Source organism: Armatimonadota bacterium (assembly GCA_028871815.1).
In the GTDB taxonomy this organism is placed as follows: domain Bacteria; phylum Armatimonadota; class Chthonomonadetes; order Chthonomonadales; family Chthonomonadaceae; genus REEB205.
Window position 1 is genome coordinate 111,585 of the sequence record JAGWMJ010000010.1, and the last position, 24,480, is coordinate 136,064.

The window sequence follows — 24,480 nt, forward strand, 5'->3', positions numbered from 1 at the left end:
CCGCACGCCGGCAAGCTAACGCCAGTAGTCACCGTGTGCGTACCGGTAGGTGTCCAGTGTTTCATTCGGCGCCAGTTCCGTGGTGTTGAACGGCGCTGGTGGCAAATACTGAAACGCTCGCTCGTCCTTCGGTAACCATGCCGCGTCGCACCTCAGCCGCATGCAAGCCAGCAGCAGTTTCTGCTTCAGGGGGATGTATTCCGGCACGTGCGGCCCGCGCTCCAGCTCCACGTGTGCCGGACGAAACTCGTAGTAGACCACGCGGCGCCAGCGATTCACCGTTGTAGCGGGAGAGCCGTGGAGCACGAGGATGTTGTGGAACAGCACATCTCCCGGCTCCATCACGGCTGGTACGGCCCGGCTTGATTTGAACTCCTCGACGGACTGCTCGCGGTCACGGTGCTCACCCAACCATGCTTCCACTTCCGGCGTGGGCCAGGCTTGACTGCCAGGAATCACCCACACGCAGTTCTCTTCGTCAGCGCGGTCGAGATAGAAATCCACGTTGAAGATCGGCCGATCCCCCACGCCGCCGGTACCTGCGTCACGGTGCCACGGAACGATAATGCCTTCGCCGGGCGCCTTCAGCACCATCGAGTCCCAGGTCGGTATCAAGTCCGGCCCCTGTAGAGTCTCCACCGACCGCAGAATAAACGGATTCGCCAGAAGCGCTTTAGCAGTGTCATCTTTGTCGATCACGTATTCAATGCGCTGCAAGACGCTCGCACCGGTTCGATGGCCGGCTCGGAACATGTAGTCCGGATCGTTGGGCCGCGTTTTGTCTGCGAACGCTACCAGCCGCTCCATCGCTGCTTGCATCGCCTCCAGCTCCGCCCGATCCAGCGCTTGACGGACGATGAGGTATCCGTTCTGGTTAAAGAACTCTGCTTGTTCCTGCGAAATACTCTCCTGGCGCATCCACCCCTCCTCTAAGTGTCGTCAAGCATTGTGGCGGCGAAGCCTGGCGCGGCATACACGACACGGCCAGCCACAATTGTGACCTCCACATTGCCATCCTGATTCAGCAGCACGATATCCGCATCCCTGCCGGGCGCCAAAGCTCCTTTACGCTCGGCCATGCCGATGGCGCGAGCCGCGTTGGCGCTCGTCATGGCGGTTCGCGCCTGTAGGTCAAGAATGCCGGCGTTCCGCCACGCCACGTCCAGCGTGAGCAGGCTGCCGGCGAGAGTGCCGTCCGGAAGCCGGGCGGCCCCTTCACGTACCTCGGCTTTGAGCCCGCCCAACGAAAAGCGATAGCCGTCCGCCATGCCGGATCCCGGTATGCCATCGGAGATCAGCATGATGCCCGAGGAGCCCTTCGCGCGCACCAGCGCCATACAAGCGGTTGGATGAACGTGAATGTTATCCCAGATCAACTCCGCCGATAATGCCGGATGCGCCATCGCCGCTCCAACCACACCCGGATCGCGGCTGCTCAAGCCGCGCATTGCGTTGTAGCAATGCGTAACATGCCGCGCTCCAAGCTCCACGGCAGCGAACACCTGCTCAGCCGTCGCATCGGTATGCCCGATCGAGCTGACGATGCCTCTCGCTCCCAGATAGGCGATGAGATCACCCGCTCCCACCATTTCTGGAGCGAGCGTAACAATACGAACAAACTCGATATCGCTGCCTAAGGCCGACTCCAGCTCAGCAATGGATGGGGGACGAATAAACGCCTCGGGCTGCGCGCCTTTCCGGAGCGGATTGATAAACGGTCCCTCGAGGTGACAGCCGAGCACCGCTGCGCCATCGCGACCGTTCTGATGTGAGAGAGCGTATCGGCGGGCCGCCGCCACTGCATTCGCATGCTGATCCCACGGCGAGGTCACGGTAGTAACCAGATAGGCCGTGACACCGTGCTGCGCCAGATGTCGGGAGACGACCTCGAGCGACCGCACGGCGCCGTCCATTAACCACGCGCCGCCGCCGCCATGAACGTGGATGTCGATGAAACCCGGCGCTGCAAGGCACTCCGGAGCATCGATTTGTGCGCGGCCCGCACCGGCGGCAGAAACGATTTCCGTAATGCGGCCGTGGCTCACCCGGATCACCGCATCGTGCAACGGAGGGCCGTCCGGCTCCAACACCATTCCGGCACGTATGGAGAAGTCGGACTGCATCGGCGCCTCACCGGTTCATTGTGCGCTGCAGCCGGCGTCGCGAACAGCCTTGCAATCTCGAGCGGGCGTCCGGCGGCTGGACTCTTCTGCTTTCGCGCTGAGTGAGCCGTTCTCCTTCAGACCGGCGCCACCGCGGCTGCGCCCGGCCAGCCCGCGTCAGGCCAGCCGATTACGCCGCCTTTCGCAGCTTGAGCGGCGGTCGCTCATTCAGTGACCCTATCAGGGCGCCGGCCTCGCGCTGCGTCAGCTCCGTGATTGCCGGCTTACCGAACAACTCCTTTGCTTTGGCCGTGGCATCGAGGCCCTGCTTCGCAGATAGACTCGAGATGGCGTTGCATTGCGCCGGTGTGGCGGCGGCATCCGGATCGATAACCGCGCGCTGGCGGCGAGGTGCGACGCCGCTGGTTTCCAACGTGAGGCTGCCGCGCCGCGTGCCGCGGGCCGGCGTCGCCACCGGCTGCGACTGCTCGAGCTCGAGCTCGCCAAACTCCTCAAAGACGGCCACGCCGATGTTCACGGCATCACGCAGTGCGCGGGCCTTCGCTCGCGTCTCGGCCATCCGGATCAGGCACGTCTTCATGGCCGCTGCCACATTGCCGGGTGCAGCGTCCCCCAGGCCGGTGTAGATTCGCTCAGCGCCGTCTGCCGTCAGCACTACCGTAGCCGCACAGATCGCCACGTTCTGGTTGCCCTCACATGGTGTCTGTATCAACTCCGTCCGAATGGATGTAAGTCCAGCTGCGTGAGCCAGATCGAGAAGGCCGCCATAGAGTACGTAGGCCTTGCCCTGCCGCTCAATAATCATCTCTCTGTTCATCGGTCACCTCCGAGCCGGTTGTTGTCGCCCTCTTGTCTGCCTACTAGCCGCGTGTCTCAAAAACCGGAAGCGGTCATAAGACACAACCCACCGACTGATTGCCAACACCGAAGTTGGCTGCATGCGGCATGATTTCCGCGCCAGGCCGGCGAAATCAAGCCGGCCTGGCATCAGGCAGGCAAGAAGGAGCACCATGAGCCTGGAAGTACAGATCTCCACCGATCTTCCGATCATCGAAACGCATCAGCACATCAGCGAGCGCGGCAAAGGCGATCGCACCTTCGGCTGGTCGGGCAACAACATTGAGAACATCGTGGGAGCCATGAGCGCGGCGCACGTGGTGGCGGCGATTCTGCAGCCGCTTGGCGGCGCGGAGGACCCGATCGCGGTTCACCGGGAGATCGCGGAGAACATGGCAGCCTACCCCGGTCACATCTTTGGCATCGCCAGCCTTAACATCAAGGAGTATGGCGAAGATAAAACCGTCCGTGAGCTGGAGTACTGTGTCAAGGAGCTTGGCTTCGTCGGTATCAAGCTCCACGGATTCAGCCACGGCTTCGCGCCGAACAGCCCGCTCGGTCGCGTCTATTTTGAAACCGCAGACCGGCTCGGCGTGCCGCTGATGGGATGCGTTGGCGCACACGGCATGCCGTTTACAAATCCGGGGCTGTATGCCGATATGGCGCTTGAGTTTCCCGACCTCAAGGTGGTCTTTGCGCATCTCGACTACCCGGTGGCGGAGGAGGCGGTGAGTATCGCGCGGCGACAGCCGAACATCTACCTCAGCTCCAGCCTTTCCATACCTGCGTACTTACGGTTGGCGCTTGAGAATTGCGGTCCGCACAAGCTGCTGTTGGCATCCGAAGACAGCGGCAGTATCGCCGCGGAGATAGCGAAATTCGCCGCGCTCGGGGCGACCGACAATGAGTTGGAGCAGATGCTCTGCACGACTCCCGCAGAAGTGTTCGCGCTGAAGGGGCGCGTTGCCTCAGCGCCGCCCAACGCGCCGGCCGTGAGTATGGCTCGTCAGGCCGGATTTGTGGGAACCGCTTAGGCCGTGATCACACTGGAAGGGGCTCTCGACCTCCACGTGCATTCTGCGCCGGATCGCTACCCGCGCATCGCCGATGACCTGACGGTGGCGCGCGCGGCGCATGAGGTCGGAATGGGCGGCATCTGCCTGAAGAACCATCACGTGTGCACGGTGGAGCGCGCAGGGCTGGTGAATGCAGCGCTGGGAATCGGCACGAAGGAGTTCGCTCTCGGATCGATCACGCTCAACCACTCAGCAGGTGGCGTTGAGCCCATCGTGGTGGAATCGGCATTACGGTCGGGAGCTCGGATCGTGTGGATGCCGACGGTAGATAGCGCTGCGCATCGGCAAGCCTTCGCTGCCGGCGGACACTATCCACCGGCAGCGGCTGAGGCGATAACGGCACTTGCCGGGGACAGACTGACATCAAAAGCAATGGCGGTGCTGGACTTGTGCCGCGAGCACGCCGTGCCACTGGCAACCGGGCACCTCGCGGCGGACGAAGTTCGGGCGGTTGCCCGAGCCGCCCGTGACATACACGCCAGGGTGGTAGTGACGCACCCGCTGTTCCGAGTGCCGGGCCTCGGGCTCTCGGAACTGGTGGAGTTGGTCGGACCAGACACCTGGTTTGAATTCACGTACTGCACGGTCTCTCCGATGTGGAGACATGCGACGATGGAGGAGACGGCTGCCGCCATCAAGGCGGTTGGCGCGGAACGCAGCTTACTGACCAGTGACGGAGGTCAGCCGCACAATCCAATGCCGCACGAATGTTTCCGGTGTCTTGGCCAGATGTGCGTGGAGTGTGGCATCCCAGAAGCCGACGTGACCCGCATGATGACCATGAACTCACGAGAGGTGATCGGCGGTACCGGCTATGGCGCGCCGCACGACACAGTGCACGGTGCATCGCCGCACCAGGTTGGCAGGTACGACGCAGCCTGACTCCCTCTGGATTACCTGTTGACGCGACACCCTTAGTCGATGGTAGGCGCAAGACCATCCTGCAAGACGCCAAGAAACGCCTCAACGGCACGCGGCGTGTAGCGGCCCGGCATTTGGATCGCCACGAGTTCCCGCTCGGCGGCCGGTGCATCGGTCAACGCCATTGCAACAAGTCGACCGTCTTGCACCTCACGGTGAACGGTGACCAGCGGCAGGAGCGAGATGCCCATGCGCGCCTCGATCATGTGTTTGATGGCTTCCACGTTATCAAGCTCCAGCGTTACTTGCTGTTGGATGCCGGCGGTCGACAGAAGCCGGTCGACAAAGGTTCGCAAGCTGGCGCCCGATTCCATCAGTATCAGCGGCGCTCCAGCCAGGTCTTGCAGACGCAGCGCCCAATTGCCGGATGGCGCCTGCTCAGCAAGCCGGTGGCCGGGATAGAGAACCACAACCGTTGGGTACACCGCGAGCCGCGTTACCTTAAAGGCGCGACCATATTGCAGACCCGTGACGATGCCAACATCGACCGTGCCGGCAACCACCTGGGCGGCGACCGCGGCGGAGGCGCCGGTATGGATGCTCAACTCAACTCCCGGCCACCGTTCGCGGTAGCGCTGGATAAGTGGCGGCAAAATGTAGGTAGCTGCCGTGACGCTGGCGCCCACGGAGAGCCGCCCGGCGACGCCGAGATTCACATCGGCCACCGCCCGTTTGGCGTCTGCCGCGAGCCTGAGTAGCGGCACGGCAAATTCGATGAGCTTCTCGCCGGCAGGCGTGCACGTCGCGACGCGGCCCGACCGGTTCAGGAGCTGCGTCCGAAACTCCCGCTCAAGGGCAGCAATCTGACGCGTTATGGCCGGCTGGCTCAGAAAGCGCTCCTCGCCGGCTTGCGTGAAGCTGCCAGAATGCACAACCGCCGCAAACGCCTCCAACTGCCGTAACTCCATCCAATCTCCTCCACGCCAACAAATGAATACTGTTTTGGTATCTATTTGATGATAATAATGCATTCTCATTATGCAACATGACGGTGTAGAATAGATGCAAGATTACTTTTCAGGATGAGGGAGCCGTCAATGCCGAACAGTTTCAACGCACTCAAGGAACTCCGGGTCGATGATATTCATTGCAAGTACTTTGATCTGCACGCGTTGTCAGCGCACGGCGTCCGGCTGAGCGATTTGCCGTTTTCTCAGCGCATCCTGCTGGAAAACCTCCTCCGGAACGAGGATGGCGTGGTGATTACCGCTGAGGATGTTTTGGCTCTGGCGCGGCGAGAACCCACGGATCGGACGCAGCGCGAGATCGCGTTTACGCCGGCACGGGTGCTTCTTCAGGACTTCACCGGTGTGCCTTGCGTTGTCGATCTCGCAGCCATGCGTGATGCAATCCGTCGGCTGGGCGGTGACCCGGCACGGATCAACCCGCTGCAGCCCGTGGAGCTGGTTATCGACCACTCGGTTCAGGTGGACGCATTTGGCGACGGTGACGCGATGGCGAAAAACGTCGAGATGGAGTTCCGACGGAACGGCGAGCGGTACGCGTTCCTCAAATGGGCGCAGCAATCGTTCCACAACTTCCGGGTGGTGCCGCCCAGCACCGGGATCGTGCATCAGGTGAACCTGGAGTATCTGGCGCGACTCGTGTTTCAAAGCGACCAGGATGGCGAGACGCTGCTGTACCCCGATACGGTGGTCGGCACCGACAGCCACACAACAATGGTGAACGGTCTCGGCGTGCTCGGCTGGGGCGTGGGGGGTATTGAAGCGGAAGCGGCAATGCTGGGGCAGCCGATGTCGATGCTGATACCCGACGTCGTGGGCGTGCGCCTGACAAGTGCACTGGCGGAAGGCTGCACGGCCACCGACCTGGTTCTGACGGTGACGCAGATTCTCCGATCCAAAGGCGTGGTCGGCAAGTTCGTTGAGTTCTTCGGTCCCGGGCTGGCCTCGCTGCCGCTGGCCGACAGGGCCACCATCGGCAACATGGCGCCGGAGTACGGCGCTACCTGCGGCTTCTTCCCAGCCGACAGCGTAACGCTCGAGTATCTGCGGTTTACTGGCCGCGATCGCCGGAACGTGGCGATTTGCGAGGCGTTCCTGAAGGAGCAGGGCCTCTTTCACGAATCCGATTCACCGGAAGCGAAGTATGCCGATGTGGTTAACCTCGACCTCGGGCAAATTGAACCCAGCATCGCCGGACCGCGGCGACCGCAAGATCGTATCGCTCTTGCGGCAGCTCACACCGCGTGGAACGAAGCGCTGCCCACGCTGGTGCCTACATCGCGGCCTCCCAGCGAGGGATGCGCCAAAGCCACGATATCTGTCGACGGCCAAAACGCAGAGATCACTGACGGTGTTATCGCTATTGCCGCCATAACCAGCTGCACGAATACTTCGAACCCATCGGTTATGATCGCGGCGGGCCTTGTTGCGCGAAATGCACACCAGAGAGGCATGACCGCACGGCCATGGGTAAAAACGTCGCTCGCGCCCGGTTCCCGAGTGGTTACACGCTACCTGGATGCGGCCGGGCTCACCGAGCATCTCGACGCAGTCGGCTTTGATACAGTTGGTTACGGCTGCACCACATGCATCGGCAACAGCGGCCCACTGCTTCCCGAGGTTTCTCGAGCCGTGACCGAACATGGGCTGGTAGCCTGTTCCGTGCTCTCCGGCAACCGCAATTTCGAGGGACGAATCCAGAGCGAGGTACGCGCCAACTACCTGATGTCGCCACCACTCGTGGTTGCGTATGCGCTGGCAGGGCGCATGGATATTGACCTTGTTGTCGACCCAATTGGCGTGGATCGGTCGGGCGCCAACGTCTATCTGCGTGATCTCTGGCCCAGCCAGCATGAGGTGCGCCAGGTACTGGACGAGGCATTGAGATCCGACATGTTCGTGCAGAACTACGCGGAAGTGTTCCGTGGCGACGAGCACTGGAACGCAATTGTGGCGCCAAAGAGCAGCATGTTCGCCTGGGATAAGGCGTCCACCTACGTCAAGTGCGCCCCCTACTTCGATGATATGCTGGCGGAAGCACCTGCCGAGGTTCCCGATATTGCCAACGCGCGAGTATTGGCAATGCTGGGCGCAAGCATCACCACTGACCATATCTCGCCCGCAGGATCAATCCGGGCCGACAGTCCGGCCGGCCAGTATCTGCTGGAGCACGCAGTCCCGCGCGAGATGTTCAATTCGTACGGCTCACGGCGAGGCAATCACGAGGTGATGGTTCGCGGTACGTTTGCCAACGTACGGCTTAGGAACCTGTTGGCGCCGGGATCCGAGGGTGGAGTGACGATCTACCTGCCATCGGGCGAGATGATGTCGATTTACGATGCTTCCGAGCGGTACCGGGCCGAAGGTACGCCGCTGGTTATTCTGGCCGGGGCTGAGTACGGGAGTGGATCCAGCCGAGACTGGGCGGCCAAGGGACCACACCTACAGGGAGTTCGCGCCATTATCGCCGAGAGCTACGAGCGAATCCACAGGTCGAACCTCGTCGGAATGGGCATTCTGCCGCTGCAGTATACAGATGGGCAAACCGCTCTGTCGTTGGGGCTCACGGGCCACGAAACGATTTCAATCACGGGCATTGGCAGCGCCATTTCCGGTAACGCACCGACGGTGCAGGTGGAAGCGACCCTGGATGGTCGGGCGCCGGCACGGTTCGAGACCCTGATGCGAATCGATACTCCGCGCGAGCGTGATTACTACAGGCATGGCGGCATCTTGCTGTACGTGCTCCGGCAACTGGCCCAAAACCCGTCGTGATCGAAGGCTAACGCTTGCGCGCGCTGCGCCAGATGTTTTCCAGGAACAGTACGATTATGCCGGCGAAGAAGACGGCGGCCTCCCACGAGCCGGGCGCATGAACCCAGGGAAACACAAAGACCGCGACAGCCGCCCATACCAGTATCGCGACCGCGAGGGAGCCATCTTCCACGAAGAGTCCATACAACTCCAGAACGGCCGTCTTCAAAGCGTTCACCGGCCGCCCTCGTTCGTGACCGATGCCGAGGCAGAATTACGGTCTGCGGCCGCGTGACGGGCCAGCGAGATGCCGATGAATGAGGCGCACAGGAGGCTGCCGGCCAACGCGAACAGCGAGGCATCGCCGCCGGGCCACTGGAAGCCACGGCCCTCACCGATCCAGAAGACGCCGAATGACGACAGGATAATACCAACGGCAAACTTGAGCGTGTTCTCCGGCACGCGCGAAAGTGGCTTATGCACGGCGACCCCGGCGGCAATCACCATCACGCCGGCCGCCGCGGCGCCGCAGGCAGCCGGCACTAACAGCCCGGCTGCGGCTCCAGTTGCTATAACAATAAACACGACTTCAAGCCCTTCCAGCGTAACTGCCTTGAATGTTGTGGCAACGGCCACCATATCTACACGGTCGCGAAGCCGGCTTTTCTCGCCACTCAAACGTGCCGTCTGCTTTGCGTAAATCGCAGCTTCATCGTGGAGACCGACCAGGCCGGCCGCACGCAGTACGGCTTTTCTAAGCCACCTCAAACCAAATAGCAGCAGCAGCACACCGATACAGAGTTGCAGCTTCGGGAGGGGAAACCTGCCCAGCGCCGGACCGAACAGTGTCACCAGCACGGTGAGGAACAGTACGCCAAAGAACGAACCAAGCAGCGCCGGCTTCCAGCCACGAACGGTTCCAACCGCCAGTACAATGGTCAGCGCTTCCACAAACTCTACGGTAGAGGCAAGAAATGAGGCTGTAACCGCCGCGCCGACGTGCGTTAGCGAACCATGCATACTGAAATCCTCGCGCGGGAAGGCAACAGGCCGTCGTCCGGGACTCTAGTGTTTGCGAAACGAGATGGGTACACCGCGGCTCCTTGGCGCCTTTGCTGCGCGGGCTAACTGACAACTACCACAGCCGCAACCGTTTGACTTGCCGTCAAGCAGTGGGCGCAGCATCCGGTAGAGAGTGCGGGCGACATACAGCGCCGCGGCGGCTACAAGCAATGCGGTGACGATGTTTTGCCACATTAGCGTGGTTAACCCCAGCCCAGGGCTTTGCCGCCCTGATACACGATAAAGGTTACCATCCAGGCCAGGCCCGACATGTAGGCAAGCTGGAAGATCGGCCACTTCCACGAATTGGTTTCGCGGCGCACAACCGCCAGTGTGGAGATGCACTGCATCGCCAGCACATAGTAGATCATAAGGCAAACGGCCACCAGCGGTGTGTAGGTCGGACGCCCGGTTCTGGGATCCAGATCAGCGCGCAGCTGCTTCTTAAGATCCACCTGGCCGCTTCCTTCGGTATTCGCCACGTTATACACAGTGCCCATTGCCGAGACAAACACCTCTCGGGCGACAAACGACGATACGATACCGATGCCCATCTTCCAGTTAAAGCCGAGGGGCCGAATGAGCGGCTCGATGCCGTGACCCAGCCTGCCGACGTACGACATCTCCACCTGCTGCGCCGGCGGTAGTCCGTGGTGGCGGGGGAAGGCCGAGAGAAACCAGAGCAGTACCGAAACGGCCAGAATGATGGTCCCGGCCCTCCGCATGAAGAGGCCGGCGCGTTCCAGCATATGCATCGCTACCGTACGGATGTTCGGCGCCCGATACGGCGGCAGTTCCATCAGAAAAGTGGGTGAAACGCCGCGCAGCAGCGTACGGTGAAACACCCAGGCCGCGCAGAATGCCGCCACCATGCCGAGCAGGTACATAGCCAGCAGCGTTACGCCGGGCAGCGTCAGCAGCGTAATGCCGCCGATACCCAGCACGCGGCGCCCAGGTACGAATGCCCCGATCATCAGGGCATACACGGGCAGCCGAGCCGAACACGACATCAGCGGCGCGACCAGTATGGTGATCAGCCGCGCTTTGCGGTCACCAATCGTCCGGGTGGCCATGATTCCAGGAATGGCGCAAGCAAACGACGACAGCAATGGGATAAAGGATTTACCATGCAGGCCAACCTTGCTCATCAGGCGATCCATCAGGAACGCTGCCCGAGCCATGTAGCCGGTGTCTTCCAGGAGGCTGACAAAGAAGAAAAGCAGGAGTATCTGCGGCAGAAAGACGATGGTGTTTCCAACCCCACCGAGGACGCCGTCACGGAGCAGATCGCGCAAGCTGCCCGACGGCATACTATGCGTCAATGCACGTCCGAGCAGATCCACTCCGGTCTGCAGCCAGCTCATGGGCGCCTGCACCCACGAAAAAATCGACTGGAACACCACCGCCATCACCACCAGGAAGATGACGTACCCCCAGAACGGATGCATTACGAGGCGGTCAAGCCGATCGCTCGGGCTGACGGGTCCCCGCAGTGACTCGCGCGCCTGACGCCGCGCGCCGGTGCAAACGCGGGCTATCCACTCGTATCGCGCCTCGATGGCACAGCTTGCAAAATCAATGCCGTCGTCGGACAGGTGCTCGGTGGCCGCGCGCAACGCATCCCGTACCTGCAGGTCCAGTCTGCTCGCAGCCGCCGTGGTCTCCTCCATCAGCAGTGACACCGCTTCGGCGAATGCGGCTCGCTCATCCAGGCCGTTAGCGCTCTGCAGCGCGGTCTGAAGCGCCTGGATGTCGCGACGGATCTCCTCCGGCGGCGTCCAAACCGACGGTACTGCCTCAGAGCCGGCTGCGCCTTCTACCGCGGCGATCAGGTCGTCCAGACCTTCACGACGGCCGGCGACCACGCGGCAAACGGGGACGCCTATTGCCGCCTGCAGCACCTCTGCGCTTAACGCCACGCCTTCCTTCTCAACGCAATCGGCCATTGTGAGCGCCACCACCACCGGGACGCCAAGATCCAACAGCTGGCTGGTGAGGTACAAGTTCCGCTCGAGGTTGGACCCATCGACCACGTTGATGATCACATCGGGCTTCGGCGCACCGGGACGCAGTCCCATCAGGACTTCCCTTGCGATGACCTCATCGGGAGAGTGCGGTGTTAACGAGTAGAGGCCGGGCAGGTCTAATACCGCAGCGACTCCGCCGCCAGGAAGGGGCAGACGGCCTTCCTTCTTCTCCACAGTGACGCCTGGATAGTTGCCAACCTTCTGGCGCATGCCGGTAAGGGCATTGAAGAGCGTGGTCTTTCCGCAGTTGGGGTTACCCACTAGGGCAAGCGCAAGGGTGCGCGAAGAGCGGCCGCGCCGGCCGGCGCCGGATTGTGCGGAAGCGTCAGCCGACGCGGTGGTGGTCATCTCAACTGGGCAGACATCAAATCCGTCAAGAGTCGGGCGCCGCGTCACCCTCGTCGCCGATCCAGACCGCAGCCGCCTCCTCACGCCGGAGCGATAGTTGGTAGCCGCGCAGAACGATGTCCAGTGGCCCACCAAAGGCCGCAATTCGCAGCACCTTTACATGCGTTCCCGTGGTGAGGCCCATCTCCAGGAGCCGCAGTTTGTTGACCGGTGAGCCAACGAGCGCCCGTACATCGCCACAATCCCCAGGCGCGAGATCTGAGAGAAACAGGCCGGCGCGGTAGCGTCCATTATCGACAACCGGTCTGGTGGCGCGATCGAGCGCCTCTTGCGCAGCCTGTGCGAAATCCGGTCGCGCGCCCGAGCGCTTTCGGCGGGAGTTACGGTCGGCCCGATGTCGCCTGTGGAATTCACTATTCAATGACGTGTGCCCCACGGCCAATCGACTGCCGACTTTCGAAGGTTTGACGAGCGGTGGCTAGGGAAGTTTCGTCAACGCCCGGGCTGCGGGGAAGCTCGCAGCCTTCTAGAGCCCAGATGCTGGCCGCCAGCTCGCGACCCAGAGCAGCTGTGGCGCCCCCGGCATCCAATTGGAGTGTGATAACATCGCCAAACGGCGCCCGCCTGCTAACTGTGCCGGTGGCGCCCGGGATAAGGCCGATCTCCATCAGGTAAGCCAGGAACTCCTGGCGTTCGTCGGTAACTTTTGTCACCCTGAAGGCAGCGTGCTCGGGCAGATCCGCAAGTCTCTTAGAGCCATCCACAGCCGTTGCGTCAATAGGATTGCCATGTGGGCAGGCTTCCGGATACTGAAGTGCGCGCGCAATGCGGTCCGCGACGTCTTCACTGATATAGTGCTCCAGCTTGCACGCCAATTCGTGTACATCGTCCCACGGAAGCTCCAGAAAGTCCACGAGCAAACACTCCAGCAGGCGGTGCTTGCGCAAGAGTTGCAGCGAGAGCGTCTCTCCACGGGCGGTCAGGCGCACACCGTGATAGCGGGTGTGCTCGGCAAGTCCCAGTTCCGCCAGCTTTTTCAGCATCGGCGATACCGATGCGGGCGCCACATTCATGTAGCGCGCAACGTCACCATTGGAGACTACCGCAAGCTCTTCCTGCAGCCGGTAGATGCCCTCGGTGTACTCCTCAATGGCCTCGCTTAATTCGCGGCGCTCCGCTTCGCCATGCCTGGGCCGGCACGAGGGAGGCACCCGGAGCATCAGTTCCCGATTCAAGCCACCTGTCATTCGCCCTCCACGAACCGGTATTCCGGCAGCGAACATCCACCAACATTATACGGCGAGGCTGCAGAGAAGTCAATGGCGCCTAAAGCGAAATTTCGTGCCACCTAAATCCCTACGCGCTCCAGCCGTGGCGGTTATCGAGGTCAGGGCGTCGAAGCCGGGATCGGGTGCTATAATGCGTTTTGTGGCAATACATACATCGTTGACAGAGGTACCTGTTCATGAGTGATGAAGCGGAACTCCCGTTTGACCCAAACCAGGCGCCGTCGCGGTTAGCGCACGTTGTAACCTGCTATGCGCAGGACTCGCAAACGCTGGCGCGCAAGTATCCGACCCCGTTCGCTCACGATCGCGTGGAAGCATTCCAGGCCCACACAGCACGCTGGACCTGCGCACTGGAAACACTGGATCCCCGGCAGCTTCAGTACGGAGACCGGGCGGACTTGCTGCTCCTGAAAACGCGGATTGCTGGTGATGCGAGCAACCTTCAGCGCGAGGTGAGGCGGTTCGCGCAGTTGGAAAACTGGCTTCCATTTGCCGCCGAGTTATTCGCGCTGGAGTCGCTAAGGTGCCGCGAGTATGTGGCAGATGCCCGCTCCAGCGCGGCGATGCTGGATTCAGCGGCCGAGATAGCCGAATCCACCGTACAGCGCGTAACGCAGAGCCTCGACACCTGTCAGTCAGACAACATCCCCACCGTGAGCCTCGCAGCGAGCCTGGTATCGGCGATCGAGTCCCTGAAGGGCATGCTTGACGACTGGCGCTCGTTCTTTGAGCCTTTCGACCCTGCCTTTGACTGGTGGATGGACCGGCCTTACCGGCGGCTGGACGCAGCCCTCGACGCCTACGTCGCACTCCTTCGCGACCGGGTGCTTACGACCCAGGGACGCAAGGCGATCGCCGGTGAGCCCGAAGGCGTGGCAGCCATTGTGGACGCGCTCCAGCGGGACCAGATACCGTACTCGCCCGAAGAACTGCAGGCTGCGGCACAACGCGAGAAAGCCTGGTGTCTTGAAGAGCTGCGTCTCGCATCCCGTGAAATGGGCTGTGGGGATAACTGGCGAGCAGCGCTGGAGCGAGTGAAAGAGCGCCACGCGGCGCCTGGTGGGCAGCCGGCGCTCGTGCGTGACCTTGCTCGCGAGGCCGTGAGCTTTATCGAAGAGCGCAACCTGGTTACCATTCCCCATTTGGCCAGGACCGGCTGGCGGATGGAGATGCTCTCCGCCGAAGCTCAACTCGTGAGTCCGTTCTTCCTCGGTGGACCACTAATCATGGTATCTTTTCCGACCAAATCGATGGAGCACCAGAACAAACTGATGAGCCTCCGCGGCAACAACCGGCACTTTGCACGCGCTACGGTCCAACACGAACTCATCCCAGGTCATCACCTGCAAAGCTATTACGAGTCGCGCTTTCATCCCTGGCGGCGCCTGTTTCATACCCCGTTCTGGACGGAAGGCTGGACGATGCACTGGGAGATGCTGCTCTGGGAGCTTGGGTTCGCACAGTCTCCCGAGGACCGGATCGGAATGCTCTTCTGGCGCCTTCACCGGTGCGTTCGTGTTGCCTTCTCACTCGGCTTTCAGCTGGGAGAACTCTCCACCGAGCAGTGTGTGGAGATGCTGGTGGCTGAAGTTGGTCACGAGCGGGCCAATGCAGAGGCGGAAGTGCGGCGCTCTTTCGGCGGTGAGTACGACATTCTGTACCAGTGTGCATATTTGATCGGCGGATTGCAGGTGCATGCGCTGTACAGAGAAATGACGGCAGAGCATGGTATGACGCCGTTGGCGTTTCACGACGCGTTCCTGAAGGAGAACTGCATGCCGATCGCTACTTTGCGAGCGCTGATGCTCGGCGAGCCGTTCGGTACTTCCGGCCCGGCCGAGTGGAGGTTTCTGCCCGATTAGCCCTGTGCGCCACGGTGCGGTACACTGACGGAGCTGGGGGATCTCCGGCCCAGCGCAGCCCGGCTGGTTGACGACCGCGCCATGCAATCCATCAGGGAGCCACGCGTTGGCACACGATTTACCCGAACGAAATACGATCGACCGCGGCGCCACCTGGCACGCGGAGAGCGTTTTCGCGTCGCCGGACGACTGGGATGCTGCATTTTCCCTGTTGGATGCTCGTTTGGCTGATTGCGCGGGTTTCCGCGGCACGCTGTCGGCGGATCCCGCGAGACTGCTGCAGTGGTTTGCATTTCACGACGCCGTCAACGACGAGCTGCGCGCGCTGTTTGTCTATGCGCTGATGTCCTACTCCGTGGACTCCCTGGATGAAGCTGCCAGAGCCCGATACATGCGGTGTATGTCGCTTTCCAGTCGTGCCTCAGCGGCTACGGCATTTGCTGTGCCCGAAATGCTGCAGATCGAGCCGGCCACCGTGGAGCGGTGGATAGCCGAATCCAGCGCACTTGCGACGTACCGGCACTACTTCTCGAACCTCGCCCGGCAGCGGCCTCACACGCGCTCTGCCGAAGTGGAGGCTCTCCTTGGCGACGTGGCCGACCCGTTTCGCACCGCTGCCGGAATCCATGGCGTGCTGGCCAACACCGATATCACGTTTCGCCCGGCTCGCGACTCGGCATGCACGGATCATGCCGTGGCACACGGCTCGATCGGAAGCCTGTTAAGCTCCAACGACCGGACGTTAAGGAAATCGGCATATGAAGCGTATGCCGACGGCCATCGGCAGATGCAACACGGAATGGCGGCGTGCGCAGCCGCAGGCTTCAAGCAGAACGTTTTTCTAGCCCGCGCACGTGGCTACGGCTCTGCGCTGGAAGCGGCGTTGGCGCCGGAGAACCTGCCGCTTTCGGTTTTCCACACACTTATCGAGACGTTTCGCGAGCATCTTCCACTGTGGCATCGGTACTGGGAGGTATGCCGTAAGGCGCTTGGAGTGGAGAGCCTCCGCCTGTACGACGTGCGGGCGCCGCTTGGCGGCGCCCCACCAACGGTGCCCTACTCTCAAGCTGTGGAGTGGATCTGCGCCGGACTGGCGCCCCTGGGTGAAGATTACGTCCAGCGCCTGCGCCTTGGCGCCACCACCGATCGCTGGGTGGATATCTACCCGAATCGCGGAAAGAGGCTGGGCGCGTTTTCATGTGGAAGCCGAACCACATCGCCATTCATTATGATGAGTTACGGCGACGACGTTTTTGGGATGAGCACGCTGGCGCACGAGCTTGGCCACTCGATGCACTCGCTGCTTTCCTGCCGAACTCAGCCGGCAGTCTACAGCCGGTATTCGATGTTTGCTGCCGAAACGGCCTCCAACTTCAACCAGGCCATGGTGCGGCGGTGGCTGCTTGCACAGAGTCCCGACCGTGACCTGGAGTTGGCCCTACTTGCCGAAGCCTTCTCAAACTTTCACCGTTACATGCTCGTGATGCCCACGCTGGCACGGCTGGAACTGGAGATGCACCAGCGCGCCGAAGCCGGTGATGCCATAACGGCCGACGTACTGAACAGCCGCACTTTGGCCCTGTTCGCCGAGGCATGGGGTCCGGAGGTACAGGTTGACGCTGAGCGCTGCGGCATTACCTGGGCGGAGTTCTCCACACACATCTATTCCAACTTCTACGTGTTTCAGTATGCCACCGGCATCTCTGCCGCGCACGCACTGGCAGAATCGGTCAGCAACGGCGGCGCGAAGGAGCGTGATGCCTACCTGGAGTTTTTGAATGCCGGTGGCTCGCGATACCCCATCGACGCCCTTCGGCGAGCCGGCGTCGACATGGAGAGCCCGGAACCCGTTCGTGCCGCGTTCCGTGTTCTGGAGCGGATGATCGATCGCGTGGAGCAATTGACACGTCCAGCGACGGCAAGCGCATGATGACCCAGAGTAACTATATCGGCGGAGTTTGGGTACCTGGTTCCGGCGACAGCACGTTCGACAATCGCAATCCTGCTGATCACGCCCGCGTACTGCACCGGTTTCCCGACTCCACCAGCGCCGACGCAGACTCAGCGGTGCGTGCGGCGCTGGCCGCGCAAGTCGGCTGGTCGGAACGGACCGCACCACAGCGTGCGGACTTCCTCATGCGCGCTTCGCGCATTCTGGAGGATCGCACCGAAGAGATCGCTCGGGGGCTTTCCGACGAGGAGGGTAAAACGCTTCCGGAGGCACGCGGCGAGACGTCCCGTGCCGTAAGCCTGTTGCGCTACTACGCCGGCGCCTGCTGGCTGGCCGAGGGCGAGGTTATTCCGTCCTCGACGCCAGGCGCGCTCCTCTACACACGCCGACTACCGCTGGGCGTTTGCGCGCTGATCACTCCATGGAACTTTCCGATCGCGATACCAGTTTGGAAGGCAGCGCCGGCCCTGGCGTTCGGGAACTGCGTCGTCCTAAAGCCGTCGGAGCATGCTTCCGGCACTGCGCTTCGGCTGGCGCAGGTGTTTCACGACGCCGGCCTGCCTGCCGGCGTGTTCAACGTGCTGTTCGGCACGCATACTGCTGGAGAAGCGCTGGTGGCCCACGCGGAGGTGAAAGGCATTTCGTTCACCGGCTCGGCCGCCACCGGAAAGAAAGTTGCGCTCGCCGCGGTGGAGCGTGGCGCTCGCTACCAATTGGAGATGGGTGGCAAAAACGGTTTGTTGGTGATGGCCGATGCCGATCTCAGCCGAGCGGCCGCTCTGACGCTCAGCGGCGCTTTTCGATCTGCAGGCGAAAAATGTACGGCAACATCGCGCTGTATCGTCCATGAGGGTATTTACGATGAATTCTGCGCGGTTCTGTTGCGCGGCGTAGGTGAGTTGCGGACAGGCCCCGCAGAGGACGAAGACTGCGTAATGGGTCCGTTGATATCACAGGAGGCCCTTGAGCGTGTCGAGGCGTTCGTAGGGCGCGCACTCCACGACGGCGCAGAACTGCTTTGTGGAGGGAGCCGCCTCACGGGCGATCCATTCGACAGGGGCTGGTACTTCGCACCGACCATCCTTTCCGGCGTGCGCCCGGAGATGGAGATTGCTCAGGATGAGGTGTTCGGACCGGTGCTTTGCTTGATGCGCTGTACCGATGACTCGGCGATGACGCTGCTGAACGGCACAAAGTTCGGGCTATCTGCTTCGATCGTTACACAGAGTCTGAAGCGCGCCATGGAATTTGCAGCGAGCGCCGATGTGGGCATGGTAAAGATCAATGGTGAGACCGCAGGCGTTGAACTGCAGGCGCCATTCGGTGGCGTCAAGGGCAGCAGCAGCTTCAGCCGCGAGCAAGGATCTGCCGCTCGCGAGTTCTACACGCAGTTACAGACGGTTTCGGTAGAGGCGTAACGAGATGACTCTTTGCCGAATTCGTGCCGTTGATCAGCCCGCAAACGCGCCGGCGCACTGGGCGTGGTTGGCGCGAGAGGCCGCCTTGCTTCTGCCCGATGAGGCCATCCACTCCATGTGCCGCGGCGAAACCGAAGGCGGACTAGCCGGCATACGGATGCTGCCTGCAGAATCCACGCTGCATCGCGATCAGTACCTTCTGCAGCCGCCGACCGCTTGGGATCAGCAGATTTGGGCTGCCGGCGTAACGTGGGAAAGCAGCCGACATGCCCGGATGGCGGAGTCGCCCGAGTCTGCCGACTGTTACAGTCGTGTATATCTGGCAGATCGTCCGGAGATATTCTACAAGTCGCGGGCATCGGCGGCCGTCGGCCCGGGCGGGGCCGTTCGCGTCCGGGCCGACTCCAGGTGGTCGGTGCCGGAGCCCGAAGTTGCTGTGCTTGCCGACGCCAACGGCGTCATCCTGGGCGTGGGCCTGGCCAACGATATGAGCGCGCGAGATATTGAGGGCGAGAATCCGCTCTATCTGCCGCAGGCCAAGGTCTATCGAGGCGCATGTGCGCTCGGCCCTGCGTGGGTGGCGTACAACCCGGAGACGTTCACGTCGCTGACGATTCACGTTTCGGTAATGCGCCGGCGTGAGTGCGTGTGGCGCGATAAAACATCTGTTGGGCAAATGAAGCGGCGGCCCGAAGAGCTTGTCGATTGGCTATTCCGCGAGAACGCCTGGCCCGATGGCGTGGTACTCCTGACGGGTACCGGGCTTACGCCTCCGAAGGAGTTCGCACTGGAGCCCGGTGATGACATTACGATTTGGGCCAGGGGCCTGGGGGTGCTGCGCAACCGGGTTGAGGGTTGACCGGTGCGGCGGTCCTTTTGGTTCTTCTTGCTTGCGTGGCGCACGCCGCCTGGAACCTGGTCTGCAAGCGTTCTGGGCGCACCGTTGCATTCTTCTGGCTGGCGAACATGTTTGTACTGGTCGCGGCATCGCCTTGCCTTGCCGTTATCCCGGCTGCCCGCCGCCTACCCCCTGCCGACATCTGGCTGATCCTGCTTGTAACCGGCATCTTCCAGTCACTCTATTTCGCGTTTCTGATGGCGGCGTACCAGCTCGGCGATGTCTCGATCGTCTACCCGGTTGCCCGCCTCAGTCCGCTGTTTGTGGTTCCAGCGGCCGGAATGATCCTGCACACGTGGCCGCAACCGATCGGCTTCGTTGGTGTCGTCGCTGTATCGCTCGGCTGCCTGCTACTGGCGTCGCCGAGGGCCGGCGCGCGCAATGCGCCTCCTCAACACCGGCGTACTGTACGCGCTGCGCTTCTCATCGCCGTGGCAACTGCCATCTGGTCGGCCGGGTACACGGTGACCGACGACATCGGCATGCACCGAATGAGCCGCGTATATGGGGTCAGTCCGGCCGCTTTGCTGTACGGCTACCTGGAGTGGGTTTCAACAACGATCTTTCTGACTGCGCTTGTATGGATCCGTGAAGGTCTACCGTCCATGAGGGCCACATGGAAGTCATCCGGGCGGGCGGCGTGGCAGGTAGCCCTGCTGCAGTTTGGAGGTTACGTGCTTGTCCTGTGGGCATACGCAGCCTCGCAGCAGGTGGCCTACGTGGCCGCAATGAGGCAGTTTTCGGTTATAATGGGCGTTGTGGGTGGCATGGTGTTTTTGGGTGAGCCGCGGCGGCCGGTCCGATTGGCCGCCGCCGCCGTAATCACCGCCGGGCTCACAGTTATCGTCACGGCGCGGTAAATAGCCGGACCAGAAGGAGTTGGCACGAAAATGCGAACGCTATTCGGTGTGATGGCGCTTGGACTTGTTGGCTCGCTGTCGATCGCCGCTTCGGCCACTGCCCCGGCCAAGGCGAAAGATGTGCTGAAGAGCGCCTACAAGGAAGCATCTTCCGACCACAAGAACGTTCTCGTCATCTTCCATGCGTCATGGTGCGTCTGGTGCCACAGGCTGGAGGATGCACTGAAGGATCCTGCCTTTGGCGATCCAATTCGCCAGAACTTTGTGATAGCTACCATTGATGTGCTGGAGCAGCCCAAGCAGAAGGCACAGCTTGAGAACCCGGGCGGTGCAGGACTGCTGACGAAATGGAAAGGCGACAAATCCGGCATTCCATTCTATGTGATGCTGGATCCGCATGGGAAGGTACTCGGCGACTCCAACGTGATGCCGAAAGACCAGAACATCGGCTATCCCAGCGCACCAGAGGAAGTAACGGCATTTGTTCAGTTGCTGCAGAAGACGGCGCCGCACCTCACAACGAGTCAGGCGAAGCAACTCAGCGACTGGCTGACGGCACACAAGCCGGCCGGCGGCGCATAACGACTGTCTGCCGGCGAGGGGCGGGGTCCCTTGCCAACCCCATGAGAGCTGGGTCCAGACTGCCCCTACGTGGCGCTGGACTGGGCTTAGTTGATTTGGCACGCGTTTGGACTTCAATGAAGGAGAAAGGATTGATATGCGCTATTTATTTCTGGCGGGCCTGATGGGAGCGGTCGCATTCTCGGCCGGCTGCAGCAGCGGTAGCAGTACCACCGTCGTGGGTAACCGCAACAACAGCTTTGCGGGATCGTATGTCGGCCCCGATAGTGTTAAGAACGGCGGCAACACCGACGTCGGCGCCGTCGAAATCACAGTCAGTTCCACTGGAAAGATCACCGGAACTTCGGTTGATACAAGCACGCCCGGTGTCACGGCCTTCACGGGGACTGTCAGTTCGCTCGGCGCCGTCAAGATCACTGTAACAGGCGGAACCAGTTCCGCTGCGGGTACGTTTGCCCTGAAGGCCGGGGCACTTGACGCTACACTGACCACGAATACCGGCAGTACGATAACCTTCAACGCTTCAAGCACTGCGGGAGGTAACGCGTTCGCCGGTGCATTCACGGGATCGGCGACCGACAACGGCAATGCAACGGGTTCCGCCACGCTGATCATCGATGGCTCAGGCGCGATCACAGGAGTCGCTCAGAATACAGCGAACAACAGCCTCGATACGCTCTCCGGCACAATTAGCGACACCGGCAGCACCTCGATAACCGCCACCTCATCGAACGGCAAGACCGACACGGTGACCGGCACCCTCAGCCTCAGCGCAACCGGGCTGCTCAGCGGCACGATTAGCAACGCCAGCAACTCCGTGGCGCTGCAACTCAACAAACAGTAGCCGGTCGATCGGGCGCAGCCGCGCCAGTCGTTAGCCTCGCGCCGGCATGCCGGCGTGAGGCTAACGGTTCTCCAGTACACGCTGCTCTACCAGAGGATCGTCCATACGGGGGCCAGGCTGCAACCGCGCGCGGGCAAACTGAGGGTCCAGTGGATTCACGGTCTTCGCGTAATCGAACAGGCGCGGATCCACGTCCTCGTGGATATACGGCGTATAATCCGGCGTGGTAGTAAAGCAATCTGCCAGGTCATTGCTGAGGGCGTCAAACAGGTTCAGCGGCCCCAACCCAAAGATTTCGTAGAGCGTTTTGTGCTCGCTGGGGATGAACGTGTGGACGTGAGACACGTAGTGCCGCTTCGCCCACGGACTGATGACCAGCATAACGCTCCGCTGCGCATCGATGTGGTCGGGCTCACCGCCGGAGTCGTCCTCCGTGACGAAGATCGCCATGTGACGCCACTCCGGCGTGTGTGAAAGGTACTGCACCAGCTGGCCCAGCGCCTCGTCATCGTCGGCCATCCACGATGCCACGTATGGGTAGCCGCGCTTTGGCTCGGGCGCAGTCCCGTGGTCACTGCAAAGCGCGATATCGATGAAGCTGGGCCACGGCGCCTTACCCGGTCCGAAGTGCTTTTCCACGTCACGCTCAAACAAGGTCACCCGGAAAACGTCGGGAATATTGAGATTGAAGATCGGGAAGCTCCGGCACGTGTTTTTGAAAAGCACCTCCGGCATCGGTATGTTCACAGTTTCGCGAGCGCCGGTTGGAGCCTCGCCGCCGTCCTCATCCACGCCGGCAAATTCGAAGCCCTCGCCATAGTTCCGGAACGACACGCCTCCGCGCGCGAGATGGTCCCACATCGAGCCGGCTTCCGGATAGTCCTCGGGCATCAGTGATCCGGACGACCCGAACGACGCAAGTCGGCCCGGCGCAGTTGTGCTGCGACTGAAGTCCCAACCCAGTGTGTATGTCAGCTGACACCAGTTGTTCGGCTGCACGTCAACCAGCCACCGGTGCCCCACTCCGGAATACTCCGGCTCCATGTAGTAGTTGTCGCTAATTGCAAACTGCTGCGCGAGCAGGTTATGGTTCTTCATAACGGCCACGCTGTGCAGCGTAGGCTCACCGGCGGCACGCACGGTTTGGCGCCAACCCCACCGCAGCAGCGACGAATCGGAACTGGCGCCAGGGATGTGGTCGAAGATCGTATCGAACGTGTGATTCTCTTTGTCGATGAACACAACGTAGCGGATATCGTGAGAAGACACACCGCGCTCGGTGGGAATCACGGGCGAAGTCAGGCGGGCGCGATCTTTCGCACGATTCACGATACCGTTGTACATCAGCACCTGATGAGTGAGTTCCGACAACCGCGCGCCGACGGGCACGGGCGCCACCGTAAGCACGCCTGCCATGTTCATAAACGGATCGGTGGGCCGACGGCTTCCGCCGCTTGGCCCGTTTCCGAAACCACGGAAGCAGATTACGGCCAACGTCTTGCCGCCGGGAGCCGCTGCAACGCGATATGGGAACCAAGCGGTGGGTATTTCACCGATCCGTTTCCCATTGCGTGTGTTGATAACAGCAAGCGCGTTGATCCCCGCCTGGGCTACATACAGCGTCAAGCGGTCGGGCGAGAGCGCCATGCCGCAGGGGTTAAGGCCGCGCAAGCCGGCGATCAGCGGCGACGGATCAAGGTGGTACGTCTTCACAATCCGGTTGCTGCGCGTATCGATGCTCTGAACCAGATCGTCGTTATTGTCGCTGACGTAAAGGCGTGTTCCCGCTGCCAGAAGGTAGTTCGGTCCGCTGCCCCCCACGGCAGGGCCCTGCGCCGTTTTCGCACCGACCGGCAGGCCCGTCTTGATTCGCGCCACGATCTGCGGGTTTCGCGGTGACGAGATGTCGATTCCCCATACCGAGAAGGAACTCAAGCCGTTGGCTGGGCCTAAACCGGGAATATGTTGGCCCTCCGCGTCCACGCCATTTGCCGCTTGCGGGCTTGGCACGCCGAACGCGGGAAACGACAATCCACGCGCATGCTTGGCGCCGGGCGAAGCGCCGACGATCGCATGATAGCGGTACATACCGATGTTCGCGACGTAGAGGACTCTGCCGACCAATGCCAATGCGTACGGGTAGCGCCCAACCGGGATCGAGGCAACCACCTCACCCGACGCGGTATCCAACGACACCACCCGGAAATTGGTGACGTCGGCAACGAAGAGGTGATGACCGGTCGGGCCGAGGCAGAGGCTCATGGGGAATGAACCTGTAAAGCGCACACCCGAAGCGATTCCGTTGATGCCGCCAAGGACCCGTGCGACACCGGTTGCCGCATTCACTGCGAACACCTCGCCACTCTCGCCGCCACACCAATAGATGGTGCGGCTATCCCTGGTGAAGGTGCAGCCGCCGCTGCAATTGCCACCGCCTGCCGCGGGCGGCTGAATCATGGAGGCCACGGCGTCCGGCTGCCGCCAATTGTGGACCAGTTCACCACACGAGCCGCAGGCCACAAAGATGGTACCGCCGTCCGGGCTGACCGCCAGACCGTTTGGCCACCGCGCAAGTGGAATGGACCTACCCCATGGGCGCAGCAGTTGTCCGGTGGACAGCACCGTTGTGCCCAAAGGGTTGTGCGTTGCGTATCGGTAGACCG

At 61.7% G+C, this 24,480-nt stretch carries 21 protein-coding genes; 10 read left to right on the forward strand and 11 right to left on the reverse strand.

The genetic code is table 11. From position 1 onward, the window contains the following. Nucleotides 1-15: 15 nt before the first annotated feature. From KGJ62_12515 to KGJ62_12525, 3 genes are all read right to left on the reverse strand, one after another. Nucleotides 16-918 carry a phytanoyl-CoA dioxygenase family protein gene (locus KGJ62_12515; protein ID MDE2127405.1) on the reverse strand — a complete coding sequence of 301 codons (903 nt, stop codon included), beginning with the start codon at nucleotides 916-918 and terminating at the stop codon, nucleotides 16-18. An 11-nt stretch (nucleotides 919-929) separates the two neighbouring features. After that, a complete protein-coding gene (nagA, locus tag KGJ62_12520) occupies nucleotides 930-2,123 on the reverse strand; it encodes an N-acetylglucosamine-6-phosphate deacetylase (protein ID MDE2127406.1) in 1,194 nt (397 codons plus the stop codon). A gap of 169 nt (nucleotides 2,124-2,292) precedes the next feature. After that, nucleotides 2,293-2,940, reverse strand: a complete 648-nt coding sequence (locus KGJ62_12525) for a hypothetical protein (GenBank protein ID MDE2127407.1) — start codon at nucleotides 2,938-2,940, stop codon at nucleotides 2,293-2,295. Nucleotides 2,941-3,133: 193 nt separating this feature from the next. On the opposite strand from KGJ62_12525, the gene KGJ62_12530 reads away from it, so the two are divergent. Then, complete coding sequence (locus KGJ62_12530; GenBank protein ID MDE2127408.1) at nucleotides 3,134-3,994, forward strand: amidohydrolase family protein; 861 nt, start codon at nucleotides 3,134-3,136, stop codon at nucleotides 3,992-3,994. A 3-nt stretch (nucleotides 3,995-3,997) separates the two neighbouring features. After that, nucleotides 3,998-4,918: a hypothetical protein gene (locus KGJ62_12535; GenBank protein ID MDE2127409.1), complete on the forward strand. Its 921-nt coding sequence runs from the start codon at nucleotides 3,998-4,000 to the stop codon at nucleotides 4,916-4,918. 32 nt (nucleotides 4,919-4,950) lie between these two features. Here the strand turns inward: KGJ62_12535 and KGJ62_12540 are convergent, their stop codons facing one another. Beyond that, nucleotides 4,951-5,865: a LysR family transcriptional regulator gene (locus KGJ62_12540; GenBank protein ID MDE2127410.1), complete on the reverse strand. Its 915-nt coding sequence runs from the start codon at nucleotides 5,863-5,865 to the stop codon at nucleotides 4,951-4,953. A 114-nt stretch (nucleotides 5,866-5,979) separates the two neighbouring features. Here KGJ62_12540 and acnA point away from each other — a divergent pair, with 114 nt between their 5' ends. Further along, nucleotides 5,980-8,697, forward strand: coding sequence for an aconitate hydratase AcnA (gene acnA, locus KGJ62_12545; GenBank protein MDE2127411.1), 2,718 nt, complete (start codon nucleotides 5,980-5,982; stop codon nucleotides 8,695-8,697). 7 nt (nucleotides 8,698-8,704) lie between these two features. Here the strand turns inward: acnA and KGJ62_12550 are convergent, their stop codons facing one another. Genes KGJ62_12550 through KGJ62_12575 form a run of 6 tightly spaced genes read right to left on the reverse strand, consistent with a single transcriptional unit; the run spans nucleotide 8,705 to nucleotide 13,360 of the window. Beyond that, nucleotides 8,705-8,914: a hypothetical protein gene (locus tag KGJ62_12550; GenBank protein ID MDE2127412.1), complete on the reverse strand. Its 210-nt coding sequence runs from the start codon at nucleotides 8,912-8,914 to the stop codon at nucleotides 8,705-8,707. Beyond that, complete coding sequence (locus KGJ62_12555) at nucleotides 8,911-9,696, reverse strand: TMEM165/GDT1 family protein (protein ID MDE2127413.1); 786 nt, start codon at nucleotides 9,694-9,696, stop codon at nucleotides 8,911-8,913. The genes KGJ62_12550 and KGJ62_12555 overlap by 4 nt, the downstream gene beginning before the upstream one ends. A 45-nt stretch (nucleotides 9,697-9,741) precedes the next feature. Next, complete coding sequence (locus tag KGJ62_12560) at nucleotides 9,742-9,933, reverse strand: FeoB-associated Cys-rich membrane protein (GenBank protein ID MDE2127414.1); 192 nt, start codon at nucleotides 9,931-9,933, stop codon at nucleotides 9,742-9,744. Between the two features lie 8 nt (nucleotides 9,934-9,941). Further along, nucleotides 9,942-12,113 (reverse strand): ferrous iron transport protein B, encoded by a 2,172-nt coding sequence (gene feoB, locus KGJ62_12565; GenBank protein MDE2127415.1) that lies wholly within the window; start codon nucleotides 12,111-12,113, stop codon nucleotides 9,942-9,944. Nucleotides 12,114-12,138: 25 nt separating this feature from the next. Next, the gene (locus tag KGJ62_12570; protein MDE2127416.1) at nucleotides 12,139-12,534 is read right to left on the reverse strand and encodes a ferrous iron transport protein A; all 396 of its coding nucleotides are present in this window, start codon (nucleotides 12,532-12,534) and stop codon (nucleotides 12,139-12,141) included. Beyond that, nucleotides 12,527-13,360, reverse strand: coding sequence for a metal-dependent transcriptional regulator (locus KGJ62_12575; protein ID MDE2127417.1), 834 nt, complete (start codon nucleotides 13,358-13,360; stop codon nucleotides 12,527-12,529). Before KGJ62_12575 ends, KGJ62_12570 begins: the two co-directional genes overlap by 8 nt. A gap of 218 nt (nucleotides 13,361-13,578) precedes the next feature. Here KGJ62_12575 and KGJ62_12580 point away from each other — a divergent pair, with 218 nt between their 5' ends. The 7 genes from KGJ62_12580 (at nucleotide 13,579) to KGJ62_12610 (ending at nucleotide 21,817) form a co-directional block, all read left to right on the forward strand. Further along, nucleotides 13,579-15,264 carry a DUF885 family protein gene (locus tag KGJ62_12580; protein MDE2127418.1) on the forward strand — a complete coding sequence of 562 codons (1,686 nt, stop codon included), beginning with the start codon at nucleotides 13,579-13,581 and terminating at the stop codon, nucleotides 15,262-15,264. 106 nt (nucleotides 15,265-15,370) lie between these two features. Continuing rightward, the gene (gene pepF / locus KGJ62_12585; GenBank protein MDE2127419.1) at nucleotides 15,371-17,194 is read left to right on the forward strand and encodes an oligoendopeptidase F; all 1,824 of its coding nucleotides are present in this window, start codon (nucleotides 15,371-15,373) and stop codon (nucleotides 17,192-17,194) included. Further along, complete coding sequence (locus KGJ62_12590) at nucleotides 17,191-18,633, forward strand: aldehyde dehydrogenase family protein (GenBank protein ID MDE2127420.1); 1,443 nt, start codon at nucleotides 17,191-17,193, stop codon at nucleotides 18,631-18,633. The genes pepF and KGJ62_12590 overlap by 4 nt, the downstream gene beginning before the upstream one ends. A 4-nt stretch (nucleotides 18,634-18,637) precedes the next feature. Then, entirely contained in the window at nucleotides 18,638-19,492 is an 855-nt protein-coding gene (locus KGJ62_12595) for a fumarylacetoacetate hydrolase family protein (protein MDE2127421.1), read from the forward strand. A gap of 17 nt (nucleotides 19,493-19,509) precedes the next feature. Continuing rightward, the gene (locus KGJ62_12600) at nucleotides 19,510-20,391 is read left to right on the forward strand and encodes an EamA family transporter (GenBank protein MDE2127422.1); all 882 of its coding nucleotides are present in this window, start codon (nucleotides 19,510-19,512) and stop codon (nucleotides 20,389-20,391) included. A gap of 30 nt (nucleotides 20,392-20,421) precedes the next feature. Next, nucleotides 20,422-20,973, forward strand: a complete 552-nt coding sequence (locus KGJ62_12605; GenBank protein MDE2127423.1) for a thioredoxin family protein — start codon at nucleotides 20,422-20,424, stop codon at nucleotides 20,971-20,973. 136 nt (nucleotides 20,974-21,109) lie between these two features. Next, the gene (locus tag KGJ62_12610; GenBank protein MDE2127424.1) at nucleotides 21,110-21,817 is read left to right on the forward strand and encodes a hypothetical protein; all 708 of its coding nucleotides are present in this window, start codon (nucleotides 21,110-21,112) and stop codon (nucleotides 21,815-21,817) included. Nucleotides 21,818-21,877: 60 nt separating this feature from the next. On the opposite strand, the gene KGJ62_12615 is transcribed toward KGJ62_12610, so the two are convergent. Next, nucleotides 21,878-24,480: bifunctional YncE family protein/alkaline phosphatase family protein (locus tag KGJ62_12615; GenBank protein MDE2127425.1), on the reverse strand; the 2,603-nt coding region annotated here is incomplete at its 5' end.